Annotated in this window: 11 protein-coding genes; 6 read left to right on the top strand and 5 right to left on the bottom strand. The window is 63.2% G+C overall.

Features of this window, described 5'->3' with window-relative positions:
• Nucleotides 1-33: 33 nt before the first annotated feature.
• The 4 genes from SO156_RS06095 to SO156_RS06080 form a co-directional block, all read right to left on the bottom strand.
• Nucleotides 34-1,578, bottom strand: coding sequence for a SpoVR family protein (locus tag SO156_RS06095; RefSeq protein WP_458147688.1), 1,545 nt, complete (start codon nucleotides 1,576-1,578; stop codon nucleotides 34-36).
• A complete protein-coding gene (locus tag SO156_RS06090; protein ID WP_458147689.1) occupies nucleotides 1,575-2,852 on the bottom strand; it encodes a YeaH/YhbH family protein in 1,278 nt (425 codons plus the stop codon). The genes SO156_RS06095 and SO156_RS06090 overlap by 4 nt, the downstream gene beginning before the upstream one ends.
• A 13-nt stretch (nucleotides 2,853-2,865) precedes the next feature.
• Entirely contained in the window at nucleotides 2,866-4,809 is a 1,944-nt protein-coding gene (locus SO156_RS06085; RefSeq protein WP_458147690.1) for a PrkA family serine protein kinase, read from the bottom strand.
• Nucleotides 4,810-5,111: 302 nt separating this feature from the next.
• Entirely contained in the window at nucleotides 5,112-5,876 is a 765-nt protein-coding gene (locus tag SO156_RS06080; RefSeq protein WP_498534174.1) for a TMEM70/TMEM186/TMEM223 family protein, read from the bottom strand.
• Between the two features lie 182 nt (nucleotides 5,877-6,058).
• On the opposite strand from SO156_RS06080, the gene SO156_RS06075 reads away from it, so the two are divergent.
• From SO156_RS06075 to SO156_RS06050, 6 genes are read left to right on the top strand one after another with little or no spacing between them, the layout of a single operon-like run.
• Nucleotides 6,059-8,908, top strand: coding sequence for a bifunctional transaldolase/phosoglucose isomerase (locus SO156_RS06075; RefSeq protein ID WP_498534173.1), 2,850 nt, complete (start codon nucleotides 6,059-6,061; stop codon nucleotides 8,906-8,908).
• Between the two features lie 14 nt (nucleotides 8,909-8,922).
• The gene (gene gnd / locus SO156_RS06070) at nucleotides 8,923-9,924 is read left to right on the top strand and encodes a phosphogluconate dehydrogenase (NAD(+)-dependent, decarboxylating) (protein WP_498534172.1); all 1,002 of its coding nucleotides are present in this window, start codon (nucleotides 8,923-8,925) and stop codon (nucleotides 9,922-9,924) included.
• A 13-nt stretch (nucleotides 9,925-9,937) separates the two neighbouring features.
• On the top strand, nucleotides 9,938-11,452 hold the full coding sequence (zwf, locus tag SO156_RS06065) for a glucose-6-phosphate dehydrogenase (protein WP_498534171.1): 1,515 nt from the start codon (nucleotides 9,938-9,940) through the stop codon (nucleotides 11,450-11,452).
• Nucleotides 11,452-12,201 carry a 6-phosphogluconolactonase gene (pgl, locus tag SO156_RS06060; RefSeq protein WP_498534170.1) on the top strand — a complete coding sequence of 250 codons (750 nt, stop codon included), beginning with the start codon at nucleotides 11,452-11,454 and terminating at the stop codon, nucleotides 12,199-12,201. The genes zwf and pgl overlap by 1 nt, the downstream gene beginning before the upstream one ends.
• Nucleotides 12,188-12,730 carry a gluconokinase gene (locus SO156_RS06055; protein WP_498534169.1) on the top strand — a complete coding sequence of 181 codons (543 nt, stop codon included), beginning with the start codon at nucleotides 12,188-12,190 and terminating at the stop codon, nucleotides 12,728-12,730. Before pgl ends, SO156_RS06055 begins: the two co-directional genes overlap by 14 nt.
• On the top strand, nucleotides 12,727-13,539 hold the full coding sequence (locus tag SO156_RS06050; protein WP_498534168.1) for an HAD family hydrolase: 813 nt from the start codon (nucleotides 12,727-12,729) through the stop codon (nucleotides 13,537-13,539). The genes SO156_RS06055 and SO156_RS06050 overlap by 4 nt, the downstream gene beginning before the upstream one ends.
• 5 nt (nucleotides 13,540-13,544) lie before the next feature.
• Here the strand turns inward: SO156_RS06050 and SO156_RS06045 are convergent, their stop codons facing one another.
• Nucleotides 13,545-15,350, bottom strand: a complete 1,806-nt coding sequence (locus SO156_RS06045; RefSeq protein ID WP_458147705.1) for a glycoside hydrolase family 15 protein — start codon at nucleotides 15,348-15,350, stop codon at nucleotides 13,545-13,547.
• Nucleotides 15,351-15,358 lie beyond the last annotated feature (8 nt).

Raw genomic sequence — 15,358 nt, 5'->3', positions numbered from 1 at the left:
TCTTGGGGAGAAGGTGCGCATCCTGTGAATTGCCTACGCCGCCGCGGGGATCGGCCGCGGGCTCACGACGTACTCCCGCAAAACCTTGTCGTTGGCATCCACCTCGATCAACGACACGTCGTAGGTCCAGAGATCGGCGAGATGCTGGAGCACGCGCTTGGCGTCGGTCTCGTTGAGCTGCGAGCCCTTGATGACGTGGTGATGCAGGATCAGCCGGCGGTCGCCGGCGAGGTCGACGTCGACCACCTCGATATTGGCATCGATGAAGCCGACATCGTGCTGCCGTGCGAGCTCACGGCGGACGCGACGGAAGCCGCGCTCGTCGTGGATGGCATCGACCCGGATGCCGGCACGCTCCTCCGGATTGTCGTGGAGATGGAACATGCGCAGGTGCCGCATCAGCCTGGGACTGAGGAACTGCCCGATGAAGCTCTCATCGCGGTAGTTCGCCCAGACGTCGCGCAGCACGCCCATGGCGTCGCCCTTGCCGGCAATGTCCGGGAACCACTCCCGGTCCTCGGCCTCGGGATTTGTGGCGATCCGCTCGATATCCTGCATCATCGCAAAGCCGAGCGCATAAGGATTGAAACCGGAGAAGCGCGGATCGTCGAACTCCGGCTGGAACACCACGTTGGTGTGTGATTGCAGGAATTCGAGGAAGTTGCCGTCGGTGATGCGGCCCTGCTTATGCAGGGTCGACATGATGCGATAGTGGACGTAGGTCGCCGTCCCCTCGTTCATCACCTTGGTCTGGCTCTGCGGATAGAAATACTGCGCGATGTGGCGGACGATCCGCAACAATTCACGCTGCCAGGGCGCCAGCCGCGGCGCGCTCTTTTCCAGGAAGTAGAGCAGGTTTTCCTGCGGCAGGCCGAGCAGCTTGCGACGCCGCTCGATGCTCAGCACCGACCGGCTCTTGCTCGGACCTGTCGGCACGGTGCGCCAGAGGTCGTTGAAGACCTCCTCCTCGTGCTGGCGACGGCGGCCGGCGCGCTTTTCCTCGGCCCGCAGATCGATATTCTTCTTGCCGGGATACCGGTCGATGCCGTGCGACATCAGCGCATGCGCCGCGTCGAGCGTGCGCTCGACCTCGACGCGGCCAAAGCGCGCCTCGCATTGCGAGACGTAGTTCTTGGCGAAGTCGAGGTAGTCCAGGATGCCGTCGGCATCGGTCCACTGCTTGAACAAATAGTTGTTCTTGAAGAAGTGGTTGTGGCCGAACGCGGCATGCGCGATCACCAGCGTCTGCATCGTCGCCGTGTTCTCCTCCATCAGATAGGAGATGCAGGGCGAAGAATTGATCACGATCTCGTAGGCGAGGCCCATCAGGCCCTTGCGGTAGGAGGCCTCGTGAAACGCAAAATGCTTGCCGAAGGACCAGTGCTTGTAGAACAGCGGCATGCCGACGGATGAGTAGGCGTCCAGCATCTGCTCGGCGGTGATCACCTCGATCTGGTTCGGATAGACGTCGAGGCCGAGCACCTTCTTCGCGACATCCTCGCAGGCATCGTGGATACGCTGCAAGGTGAGGAAGTCCCAGTCCGCGCCTTCGAACAATCGCCCGGTCTTGTCCGTCATGGAGCGGCCTTCTCCTGATTTTCGCGGCGCTGGAACAGGTCGTGGAACACCGGGAAGATTTCGCCGCGCTCGCTGACCTTGCGCATCGACAGCGGCGCGCCGCTGTTGCGCAGGCGCTCATAAAGCGTCCAGAGCGAGGAATCGGAGAGATCGAAGGCGCTGCCGCCCGACTCGCCAACCTCGAGATAAGCGAAGAACTGGCAGACCGGCAGGATTTTCTCGGTCAGGAGCATGCCGGCGAGTTCGCCGTCGGAATAGGAGTTGTCGCCGTCGGAGGCCTGGGCGGCATAGATGTTCCAGTCCGATGGATTGAAGCGCTCGCGCACGATCTCATGCATCGCCTGGAGCGCGCTCGACACCAGCGTGCCACCCGATGCCGGACCATAGAAGAAGGTCTGCTCGTCCACCTCCTCCGCGCGGTCGGTGTGGCGGATGAAAACGATCTCGACGTGCTTGTAGCGACGCTTCAGGAAGACGTAGAGCAGCATGTAGAAACGCTTGGCGAGATCCTTCATGTGCTCGGACATCGAGCCGGAGACGTCCATCAGGCAGAACATCACCGCCTGCGCTACGGGCTTCGGAACCGTCTCGAAGCGGCGATAGCGGATGTCGAGCGGATCGATGAAGGGGATGCGCTTGGATTTCACCTTCAGCTTCTCGAACTCGGCGACGAGCGCCGCGCGCTCGACTTCGTCGGTGCATTCGGCGATCCTGGCTTCCAGCTCATCCATTTCGCTCTTGCGCGGACGGCGCAGCGCGATACGGCGGGCGAGCGCGAGCTGGACAGTCCGGTTGACGGAGATGTTCGCAGGTGAGCCAGACGTGGTGTAGCCGGCGCGCTGGAGGCCCTCGCTTTCGGTCTGGGTGATCTTGCGCTTGGCGAGATCGGGAAGCTCGAGATCATCGAGGAAGAGATCGACGAACTCGTCGCGGCTCAAGACGAAGCGAAAGGCGTCCTCGCTGTCGCCTTCACCGGGACCGGAGTCCTTGGCGCTGCCCTGCCCCTGGCGCTGCAGATAGTCGCCCTCGACGAACTTCTTGTTCCCGGGCAGCACCATGTCGCGCGTGCCACCTTCGCGGCGGAAGCGCGGCTCGTGCATCCCGTCGAGGGGGATCGTGACCTCCCCTCCCTCCAGGACGTCCTTGATATCGCGTTCCTGCGAGGTCTTCTTGACGGCGCCCTGCACCAGGGATTTGGCTCGACGCAAGAACCGCTGGCGGTTCTCAAGACTCTTGCCGCCCGGATTCAGGCGCCTGTCAATAATGTGGGCCACGTTCTCATCCGCCTCAACCGGCCTGCTTCACACGCATATACCACTCGACCAGCCGGCGAACCTGACGCTCGGTGTAGCCGCGCTCCACCATGCGTGCGACAAACTCGCCGTGCTTCTTCTCGGTCTCGCCGTCCTTCTTGGACCCGAACGAGATCACCGGAAGCAGGTCCTCGACCTGAGAGAATATCCGCTTTTCGATCACGTCGCGAATCTTCTCGTAAGAGGTCCAGTTCGGATTCTTGCCGCTGTTCTGAGCCCTGGCCCGTAACGAGAATTTGACCACCTCGTTCCGGAAGTCCTTCGGGTTGGCGATGCCGGCCGGCTTCTCGATCTTGGTCAACTCCTGGTTCAAGAGTTCGCGATCCAGGAGCTGTCCCGTATCGGGATCCTTGAAGTCCTGATCCTCGATCCAGGCATCGGCATAGTCCACGTAGCGGTCGAACAGGTTCTGGCCGTAATCCGAGTAGGATTCGAGATAGGCCTTCTGGATCTCGTTACCGATGAACTCGGCGTAACGCGGCGCAAGCTCGGCCTTGATGAATTCCAAGTAGCGCTTCTCGGTCTCCTCGGGAAGCTGCTCGCGGCGGATCGCCTGTTCCAGCGCGTACATCAGATGCACGGTATCGGCTGCGACCTCCTGCGGATCGTGGTTGAAGGTCGCGGCCAGGATCTTGAAGGCGAAGCGAGTGGAAACGCCGTCCATGCCCTCATCGACACCGGCGGCATCACGATATTCCTGGACGCTGCGCGCCTTGGGATCGGATTCCTTCAGGCTTTCGCCATCGTAGACCCGCATCTTGGCAAACAGCGTGGAATTTTCGTGCCTGCGCAGACGTGACATCACTGAGAACCGCGCCATCGTCTCCAGCGTCGCGGGCGCGCAAGGTGCCGAGGCAAGCTCTGAGCCCTGGATCAGCTTTTCGTATATCTTCTGCTCCTCGGTGTATCGCAGGACATAGGGCACCTTGATCACGCAGATGCGGTCGATGAAGGCTTCGTTGTTCTTGTTGGACTTGAAACTCGCCCACTCGGCCTCGTTCGAATGCGCGAGGATGATGCCGGTGAAGGGGATCGCACCGATGTTCTCGGTGCCGATATAGTTGCCCTCCTGCGTCGCGGTGAGTAGCGGATGCAGCATCTTGATCGGCGCCTTGAACATCTCGACGAACTCGAGGATGCCCTGGTTGGCGCGGTTGAGACCACCGGAATAGCTGTACGCATCCGGGTCGTTCTGCGCGTAGGTCTCGAGCTTGCGGATATCGACCTTGCCGACCAGCGAGGAGATGTCCTGATTGTTCTCGTCACCGGGCTCTGTCTTGGCGATCGCGATCTGGCGCAGCCGCGACGGCTGGATCTTGGCGACGCGGAATTGCGAGATGTCGCCGCCGAAGGCCTCCAGCCGCTTGTAGCACCACGGGCTCATGAGGCCGGTGAGACGCCGGCGCGGAATGCCGTACTTCTCTTCCAACATCGGCCCGAGCTGCTCGGGATCGAACAGGCTGAGCGGGCTTTCGAACACCGGGCTCAGTTCATCGCCAGCCTTCAGCACGTAGATGGGCTGCACCTCCATCAACGACTTGAGCCGCTCCGCGAGCGAGGACTTGCCGCCGCCGACCGGGCCGAGCAGATAGAGGATCTGCTTGCGTTCTTCGAGGCCTTGCGCGGCGTGACGGAAGAAACCGACGATGCGCTCGATCGTTTCTTCCATGCCGTAGAAGCCGGCGAAGGCTGGATAGGTGCGGATCGTGCGGTTCAAAAAGATACGGCCAAGGCGTGGGTCCTTGGCCGTGTCAATCGTCTGGGGTTCACCGATCGCAGCTAGTAGTCGCTCGGCTGAGTTCGCGTACTTCATGGGATCGCTTCGACACGATTCCAGATATTCCGCCATCGACAAGTCGTGCTGGCTTCTCGCCTCGAACGACCGAGCGAAAGCGTTGAACAAAGAATCGTTGTACATGATCCCTCTCCGCGTGATTTCCGCTACTCAAGCTGAAACGAAAGCAGTTACCGGACCGTTCCTCAGCGCCCGTCTCGAATCAGCGTGAGCACATGATGATCATTGGACACCCGAGCGCCTTCTTGGCGCAACGCACGACGTAGGCACCGGGTGAGTTACGAACAGGCACTTGCCTGTTATTTATGCGAATCTATACCCGTACCTGATAATTTCCAGCAAATGTCGCCTCGCCGCAACATCCGGGCGTTACCGGGGATGAGACCATCCGGCAGCGCAACATGGTTGCCCCGCCGGCGGCAAACTTATGACGCTTTGACGGCGAAGCTTTGAGCGTCGTGACAGCCCTTCTGCTGCAATGCGGTGCGCCGTTCGCTCGCGTCGTAACGAGCCTGGCAGGCTCGCAGCAGCGTCGCGAAGTCCGTCGCCAGTCCGGCCGGATCGATGACGATGAAATCCGTATCACTCTGTGGCGAGATCGCGCGTCTGCTCCTGACGCAGCGAAGTCGCCGCAGCAGCGCCGGCGTGTGCGTCAGCATCACGGCTTTGCATCCGCGGCTTTGGCGCACCGAAACGTCTTCGAAGGAGTCCCAGAACAGGCATTCATTGCTAATACGCAAGGCCAGGATGCCGTAGCGGCTGACTATCACGACCGCGCCCCGCTCGGCCGGCAACATCCAGATCAGTCGGCAGGTGACGAGCCCGAACAGCAGAACACCCGCGCAGTCTGCCGCCCGCTCCGAGGCGCCAAGGCCACTCCACAACTCGAAGGCAAACGTGGCGCTGACAAGGGTCATGACAAACCCCAGCGCAATCAGCCCTCCGAGGTGGGAAACGCGGATATCGAGATCGTCGGTCGCACCGGGATCGGCAGGAAGGCCAGATCGATGCGGCGTGACGGCAATCGCAAGGCCGTCAGAATTTGCGTTCATGCTCATCCCCCAGCACGGCAGTTCATTAATGAACCAACGCAACCCGCCACACGGGCAAATGCTTGAGCCCGCAGGACGAAACTCCGTTCGGCGGAGGCTCACGTTCCGCTCAGAACTCTGGCCGAAAAGCGCGGCCAAGAACTTTCACGCAACGGGACGACCGATCGGCTGGATCGCTATGATCTCAGTAGAGTTATGCCGAGAGTATGACGCACATACCCTTGATTGGTTCCCTCCCAAGGTCATGTTAACACACCATAGCGCGTCAGGACCGGCGCTGGAACCCCTCGCCCGCCACCGGCTCGGAGAAAAGAGAGACCATGAATCCCGTCAAAGAACTGGAAAAGCGCGGACAGGCCGTCTGGCTCGACTTCCTGGCCCGCGGCTTCATCGCCAAGGGCGACCTGAAGCGGCTGATCGAGACCGACGGCGTCAAGGGCGTCACCTCCAACCCGTCGATCTTCGAAAAGGCGATTGGCAGCTCGGACGAATATGACGCCCCGATCGGCAAGGCGCTGAAGCGCGGCGACCGTCCGGTCGCCGAGCTGTTCGAGCAGCTCGCGGTCGAGGACATCCAGAATGCCGCCGACGTGCTGCGTCCGGTCTATAACCATCTGAAGGGCCAGGACGGCTTCGTCAGCCTGGAGGTATCGCCCTATCTGGCAATGGATACCAAGGGGACGGTCGCGGAAGCCCGGCGGCTCTGGAAGGACGTCGATCGCAAAAACTTGATGGTCAAGGTGCCGGCAACGCCGGAGGGCCTGCCGGCCATCGAGCAGCTCATCGGCGAAGGCATCAGCATCAACATCACCCTGTTGTTCTCCAAAGAGGTCTATCTGGAGGTCGCCGAGGCCTATCTTGCAGGCCTCGAAAAATACGTGGCCGGCGGCGGCGATCCGTCGCATGTCGCAAGCGTCGCAAGCTTCTTCGTTAGCCGGATCGACACCTTGGTCGACAAGCAGCTCGACGAGAAGATCGCCCGCGCCAATGACCCCAATGAAAAAGAGCGGCTGGCGGCACTCAAGGGCAAGGTCGCGATCGCGAACGCGAAACTCGCCTACCAGGACTATAAGCGCCTGTTCTCCGGGCCGCGCTGGGACAAGCTCGTCGCCAAGGGCGCGAGGCCACAGCGAATGCTGTGGGCTTCCACCGGCACCAAGAACAAGGACTATAGCGACGTCCTCTATGTCGAGGAATTGATCGGCCCGAACACCATCAACACCGTGCCGCCGGCCACGCTCGATGCGTTCCGCGACCACGGCAAGCTGCGCGACAGCCTGGAGGAGAACGTCGAGGAGGCCGCCCGCGTGCTGGAGGAGCTCGAGCGCTCCGGCATCTCCCTCGACGAGATCACGGAGGAGCTCGTCAAGGATGGCGTGAAGCTGTTCGCCGACGCCGCCGACAAGCTCTATGGCGCGGTCGCCTCCAAGCGCGCCACCGTGCTCGGGGCAGCGATCGACCGCCAGCACTTTGCCCTTGGCGAGGGGCTCGGCAAGGCCGTGACCAAGAGCACCGAGGAGTGGCGGGTCTCGGCAAAGATCCGCAGGCTCTGGCAGCACGACAAATCGGTCTGGACCGGTGCGGACGAGAACAAGTGGCTTGGCTGGCTCGACTGCGCGGCGAAGGTCGACATCGCCGACTATGCGGATTACGCAGGCCGGGTGAAGGGGCAAAAATTCTCCGATGCCGTCGTGCTCGGCATGGGGGGATCGAGCCTCGGGCCCGAAGTGCTGGCCGAGACGTTTGCGCGGAAGGCCGGCTTCCCGAAGCTGCATGTGCTCGACTCTACCGACCCGGCGCAGGTACGGGCGATGGAAGCCAAGATCGACATCGCCAACACCGTGTTCATCGTATCCAGCAAGTCCGGCGGCACCACCGAACCGAACGCGATGAAGGACTATTTCTACGACCGTGTCGCGCAAGCGGTCGGCTCCTCCGTCAAGACCGGCCATCGCTTCATCGCGGTCACCGACCCCGGCTCGTCGCTGGAGAAGGCTGCCAAGACGCTGAACTATGCCCGCGTCTTCCACGGCGAGCCGTCGATCGGCGGCCGTTATTCCGTGCTCTCGCCCTTTGGCCTCGTGCCGGCCGCGACCGCCGGCATCGATGTCGGAAGCTTCATCAAGCACACGCTCGCCATGGTGCGCTCCTGCGGACCGGACGTGCCGCCGCATGAAAATCCCGGCGTGCAGCTCGGCCTCGCCATGGGGCTCGCCGGCCTCGAGGGCCGCGACAAGGTGACGATCTTTTCGTCGAAGAAGATAGCTGATTTTGGCGCCTGGGCCGAGCAGCTCATCGCGGAATCGACCGGCAAGGAGGGCAAGGGCCTGATCCCGATTGACGGCGAACCGCTCGGAGATCCTTCGATTTACGGCAACGACCGCTTCTTCGTCGATATCCGTACCGAGAGTGAGACGGACGATGCTCACGAGGAGAAGCTCGCCGCACTCGAGCGCGCAGGTCACCCCGTGGTACGCATCGTCATGAAGTCGGTCGACCATCTTGGCCAGGAGTTCTTCCGCTTCGAGATGGCGACCGCGGTCGCGGGCTCCATCCTCGGCATCAACCCGTTCGACCAGCCGGACGTGGAAGCAGCCAAGATCAAGACCCGCGAGCTCACCGCCGCGTTCGAGAAAGCCGGCGCGCTGCCGCCCGAAGAGCCGGTCGTCAGCACCGCGGACGCCGATCTCTACACCGACGAAGCCAACGCCGCGGCGCTCCGTGCGGCCGGCGCGAACGGCGACCTCACCTCGTGGCTGCGAGCGCATCTCGGCCGCTCCCGGCAAGGCGACTATGTCGCCCTGCTCGGCTACATCGCGCGTGACAAGGCAACGATCGAAGCCTTGCAGGCGATGCGGACGGAGGTGCTCGAAAAGCGCCATGTCGCCACCGCCGCGGAATTCGGTCCGCGCTTCCTGCATTCGACCGGACAGGCCTACAAGGGCGGGCCTGACAGCGGTGTGTTCCTGCAAATCACGACCGACGACGCCAAGGACCTTCCGGTACCGGGCCAGAAGGCAAGCTTTGGCGTGATCAAGGCGGCGCAGGCGCGCGGCGACTTCGACGTGCTCACCGAGCGCGGACGACGCGCGCTCCGCGTGCACCTGAAGGGCGGGCTAAAGAAAGGCCTCGCCGCGCTGAACGCCGCGCTCTCGCAAGCGTTGAACTGAAAGAGGATACGTCAATGCAGCTCGGCATGATCGGCCTCGGCCGTATGGGCGGCAACATTGTCCGCCGGCTGATGCGGAACGGCCATTCGGCCGTGGTCTATGACAAGGACGCCAAGGCCGTCGCCGACCTTGCCGCGGACGGCGCGCAAGGCGCGAGCACGCTGGAAGAGTTCGTCGCCAAGCTCGACAAGCCGCGCACCGCCTGGGTGATGCTGCCCGCCGGCCGCATCACCGAGACGACGATCGAGACGATCGCAAAGCTGATGCAAGCCGGCGACGTCATCATCGACGGCGGCAACACGTTCTGGCAGGACGATGTCCGCCGCGGCAAAGCGCTCAGGGAACACGGCATCCACTATGTCGACGTCGGCACCTCCGGCGGAGTCTGGGGGCTCGACCGCGGCTATTGCATGATGATCGGCGGCGACAAGGCGGTCGTCGACCGGCTCGATCCGATCTTCGGCACGCTTGCGCCGGGCGCCGGCGACATTCCACGCACCCCGGGGCGCGAAGGCCGCGATCCCCGCATCGAGCAGGGCTACATCCATGCCGGCCCGATCGGCGCCGGTCATTTCGTCAAGATGATCCACAACGGCATCGAATACGGCCTGATGCAGGCCTATGCCGAGGGTTTTGACATCCTCAAGAACGCTGACATCGAGGCGCTGCCGGCGGATCATCGTTTCGATTTCGATCTCGCCGACATTGCCGAGGTGTGGCGGCGCGGCAGCGTCATCCCGTCCTGGCTGCTCGACCTCACCTCGACCGCACTCGCCGACAGCCCGGCCCTGTCTGAGTATTCAGGATTCGTGGAAGATTCCGGTGAAGGACGCTGGACCGTGAATGCGGCGATCGACGAGGCGGTGCCGGCCGAGGTTCTGACCGCAGCGCTATTTGCCCGCTTCCGCTCGCGCAAGGAGCACACTTTCGCGGAGAAGATCCTCTCCGCCATGCGCGCCGGCTTCGGGGGGCACAAGGAGCCGAAACAACCGGGCGTATCCAAGCCCAAAGCCTGAAGGCCCGCCATTCGTGACAAAAGACCCGCAGCCCAAACGCAAGCCCGAAAATTGCGCCTTCGTCATCTTCGGCGTCACGGGCGATCTCACCCATCGCCTGGTGATCCCATCGCTCTACAATCTCGCCGCTGAGAACCTGTTGCCGGAGAAATTCTGCGTCGTCGGCGTCGCGCGCAAGGGCATGTCGAATGACGAGCTGCGCGACGGCCTGTTGAAGGGTCTGCGCGAGCATGCCACCCGTCCGGTCGACGACGTTGTCGCCCAGCAACTCCTGCAATGCGTGACTTTCGTCGAGGCCGATACGAAGGATCCACAGTCCTTCGATACGCTACGCGAGCATCTGGACGCGCTCGAATGCTCACGCGGCACCGGCGGCAACCGGCTGTTCTATCTCGCGACCCCGCCAGCGGCGTTTGCACCGACCGCGCGCGAGCTCGGCCGCACCGGATTGATGAAGGAGGACAACGGCGCCTGGCGGCGCCTCGTGGTCGAAAAGCCATTCGGCACCGACCTTGCCTCGGCGCGCGCGCTGAATGCCGAGCTCCTGAAGATCATGGAAGAGCACCAGATCTACCGGATCGATCACTACCTCGGCAAAGAGACGGTGCAGAACATCCTGGTGCTGCGCTTTGCCAACGGCATGTTCGAGCCGATCTGGAATCGCAACCATATCGATCACATCCAGATCACCGTGGAGGAGCGGCTTGGCGTTGGCCATCGCGGCGGCTTCTACGACGCAACGGGCGCGCTCCGCGACATGGTGCCGAACCATCTGTTTCAGCTGATGTCGCTGGTCGCGATGGAGCCGCCGAGCCGTTTCGATGCGCACTCCGTCCGCTCTGAAAAAGCAGAGGTTCTCTCCGCGATCCAGCAGCCGAGCGAAGAGGAAGCGCTGAAGAGCTCGGTTCGCGCGCAATATCTGGCAGGCCGCATCGGCGATGCCGATATCCCGGACTACCGCAAGACGGAGGACGTCAAGTCCGGCAGCACGACCGAGACTTATGTGGCGCTGAAACTCCTGATCGACAACTGGCGCTGGGCCGGTGTGCCCTTCTACCTGCGCACCGGCAAGGCGCTGGCTCACAAGCGCACCGAGGTTGCGATCAAGTTCAAGCAGGCACCGCTGTCGATGTTCAGCGGCACCACGGTCGACCGCCTGTCGCAGAATTTCCTCACCATCGGAATTGCGCCGAGCGAGACCATCGAGTTGCAGTTCAACGCCAAGATTCCGGGACCGAGCGTCACGATCGACGGCGTCGAGATGAAGTTCCGCTACGGCGACTATTTCAAGGCCGATCCAAGCACCGGCTACGAGACGCTGATCTATGACTGCATGATCGGCGACAACATCCTGTTCCAGCGCGCCGACGGCGTCGAAGCCGGCTGGCAGGCCGTGCAGCCGTTCCTCGATGCCTGGAAGAAGGCGGGCACCAACGGCATCGAGACTTATCGCGCCGGGAGTGACGGCCCCTCCTGCGCCGACGAGCTACTCCGGCGCGACGGGCGCAGCTGGCGGAAATATTCGTAATGGCTGCCGCCGACCAGCCGAAACTGATAGTAGCCGCCGACGCCGATGCGCTGGCGCAGGCCGCAGCCGGACGCGTGATGGCGCGCATCGCGGCCAATCCGGGCCGCATTGCGATCTGCCTTACCGGCGGATCGAGCCCGAAGAAACTCTATCAATTGCTCGCAAGCGAGACCTGGCGCGACAAGATCCCCTGGGAGCGCGTGCACTGGTTCATCGGCGACGAGCGATTCGTGCAGGACGATGATCCCCTCAACAACATGACGGTGGCGCGCGCGATCCTTCTCGATCGCAGCGCGCCACCCGGCCATGTCCACCCGATCCCCACCGCGACCGAGAGTCCCGATCAGAGCGCCTTGGCCTATCAGCGCGAGCTCCAATCCTTCTATGGTGGGGACCAGCTCGATTCGTCACGCCCACTGTTCGACCTGGTCCTGATGGGCGCGGGGCCGGACGGCCACACCGCCTCGCTGTTTCCCGGCTATCCCGCGGTCGAGGAGACAGAACGCTGGGTCGTTGGCGTGCCCAAGGCCAATGTCGCGCCTTTCGTGCCGAGGGTCTCGCTCACCTTGCCCGCGTTGGCGTCATGCCACGAAATGCTGTTCGAGATTGCCGGGCACGACAAGCAAGCGATCTTGACGCGGCTCCTCAATGGCGAGAACCTGCCGGCCGTACGCGCGCGCTCGAATGGTGAGACCGTCTGGCTGGTCGACCAGGCCGCGCTCCCGGAGGGGATTCGTGGCGGGCAGTGAAGCACTTTGTGCATTGATCGTGATGGGCGTGTCGGGCTCGGGCAAGAGTACGGTTGCGGAAGCACTTGGTGAGCGGCTCGGCTGGCGATTCGAGGACGGCGACAGTTTCCATCCGCCGAGCAATGTCGCGAAGATGAGCGCCGGCCACCCGCTCACCGACGAGGACCGCTGGCCCTGGCTCAACGCTATCGCCGACGAGATTGCGCGTGTCTGCGAGGCCCGCGAGCACGTCATCATCGCCTGCTCGGCGCTGAAGCACACTTATCGCGACGTGCTCTTGCGTGGACGCGATGACGTCCGCTTCGTGTTCCTGAGGGGCACCCAGGAGCTGATCGCCGACCGGCTCGCCCACCGCAAGGGGCACTTCATGCCGCCCGGACTGCTGACCAGCCAGTTCAAGACGTTGGAGCCGCCGGAAGCGAGCGAACACGTGATCACCGTCTCGATCGACGAGACCGTCGAGGCGATAGTTGATGGCGTCTTGCGGCAGTTGAAATTCGGCAGCGAGCAGCACAAGGCAATGTCATGACGCCCATCTCACTCGTGGTCTCCGACGTCGACGGCACGCTGGTGACCAAGGACAAGACTCTCACCGAGCGCGCCAGGGCCGCGGTGCAGCGGCTGCGTGATGCCGGGATCGGCTTCACCATCACCTCCAGCCGCCCCAGCATCGGCATGCGCTTCCTGATCGAGCCGCTGGCGCTCTCACTGCCGGTCGGCGCCTTCAACGGCTCCTCGATCGTCGATCCGCAGATGAAGCCGGTCGAGCAGAATCTGATCCCGGCCTCAGCCGCCGAGCGCAGCGTCAAGATCCTCGACGAGTTCGGCGTCGATATCTGGCTGTTCACATCGGACAAGTGGCTGATCCGCAATCCGGAGGGGAAATACGTCGGTCACGAGCAGCACACGATCCGCGCCGATCCGACCGTCGTCAGCGACTTCTCGCCCTATCTTTCGAGCGCGTGCAAGATCGTCGGCGCCAGCGCCGACGCGCCGCATCTGGAGGCCTGTGAAAAGGCGATGCAGGAAGCGCTGGGGACTCAAGCCGAGGCGATCCGCTCGCAGACCTATTATCTCGACGTCACTCCGCCCGGCTGCAACAAGGGCACTTTCGTCCAGTCGATGGCGCGACGACTCGGCATCTCGACCGATGCGGTCGCGACGATCGGCGACATGCAAAACGACCTTGCGATGTTCCGCGTCAGCGGCCTGTCGATCGCGATGGGCAATGCAACCGATAATGTCAAGCAGCAGGCAACTTACGTCACGACGACCAATGAGCAGGAAGGCTTTGCCGGCGCCATCGAGATGATCCTGAAGCGGAACGGGATCCGTTAAGCCAGCTATTGCGACCGCTGCACCGCCGGCTTCTCGGCGTGGGTCCTTGCGGCCGACAGATTATGCGCCGTATTGATCAGCGCGATGTGGGTCAGCGCTTGCGGGAAATTTCCGGTCTGGCGTCGCGCCACCGAGTCGTATTCCTCCGCCAGGAGCCCGACGTCATTGGCGATGCCGACCACGCGATCGAACAGCGCCTGCGCCTTGTCGAGGTCGCCGGCGAGCACATGAGCATCCGCAAGCCACAGGCTGCAGGCGAGGAACGCCCCCTCGATCGGCTGTGTCTCCTCGGACACTTCGCGGGGATCATGCCGCAGGACGAATCCGTCGCGCATCAGGTGCCGTTCGACCGCCGCGATGGTTCCGCGCACCCTGGCATCCTTTGCCGGAAGGAAGCCGACCGCGGGCAGCAGCAGCGCGCTGGCGTCGAGAACCTTCGAGCCATAGGATTCGACGAAAGCGTTCGCCTCGGCGTCGAAACCTCTCTGACAGACGTCCCGGTGGATGGCGTCGCGCAAGGCGCGCCAGTGCAGTAGCGGCGCCTTGAAGCCGAAGGTCTCGGCGCTCTTGATGCCGCGGTCGAAGGCAACCCAGGTCATCACCTTGGAGAAGACGTAGTGCCTAGGCTTGCCGCGGCGCTCCCAGATGCCGTGGTCGGGATGATCCCAGACCTCGGCAAGATGCTGGAGCACGGCGCATTCCAGCGCCCAGCTTTCGTCGTCGAGCTTCAACTTCGCCATGCGCGACTGGTGGAACGCGTCGATCAGCTCGCCATAGACGTCGAGCTGCAATTGCGCGTGGGCGGCATTGCCGACGCGAACCGGCTTCGCTCCCTCATAGCCGTCGAGCCATCCGGCCTCCCATTCGAGCAGCCGCCGCTGGCCCCAGATGCCGTACATGATCTGCATGTTCGCCGGTGAACCGGCGGCCGCGCGCAACAGCCAACTGTGCCAAGCCGATGCTTCCTCGGTATAGCCCGAGTTCATCAGCGCGAGCAGCGTGAAGGTGGCATCGCGCAGCCAGCAGAAGCGGTAGTCCCAGTTTCTGGCGCCGCCGAGCTTCTCGGGCAGCGAGGTCGTGGGCGCCGCGACGATGCCGCCGGTCGGGTCGAAAGTCAGTGCCTTCAGCGTGATCAGCGAGCGCATGATGAGATCGTGATACTCGCCGTCGCTATTGACGTGGCTGCACCAGTCCTTCCAGAAGGCTTCGGTCTCCGCGAGTGCGCGCTCGGGATCGATTGCCTCGGGCGGAGCGAGATGCGACGGCCCATAGGTCAGCACGAAGGGGATGGTCTCGCCCGCAGCGACCTCGAACTCCGCGACGGTGGTCAAGTCCTCGCCGCGGGTCTCGACGGGCGTGCGGAGCACCGTCATGTCCTGCCCGCAGATCGCAAGCACAGTGGAGCGATCCTCGGTGCGCCTGACCCAGGGGATATCGACGCCGAAGCCGAAGCGGATGATGAGCTCCATCCTGAGCTTGACGCGGCCCTTCAGGCCGCGCACCAGCCGGACGATGTCGGACGCCTTGCCGCGCGGCGGCATGAAGTCGATCAAGGCGACGGAGCCGCCGTCCGTCTCGAAACGGGTCTCGAGGATCAGCGTGTTGCCGAGATAGCGGCGGGCGCGAGCCGTCAGGGCTTCGCTTGGCGCAATCTGCCAGCGCCCGTTTCTCCTGGTGCCGAGGATTGCGGCGAAGCAGGCGTCGGAATCGAAGGCCGGCCAGCACAGCCAGTCGATCGAGCCGTCGTGGCCGACGAGGGCCGCGGTCTCGCAATCGCCAATCAGCGCATAATCTTCGATCTTCTGTGACAATTCCGTGT

Source organism: Bradyrhizobium sp. UFLA05-125, from assembly GCF_059803515.1.
The sequence above is the reverse complement of the archived record's forward strand: the minus strand, read 5'-3'. Positions and strand labels throughout refer to the sequence as shown.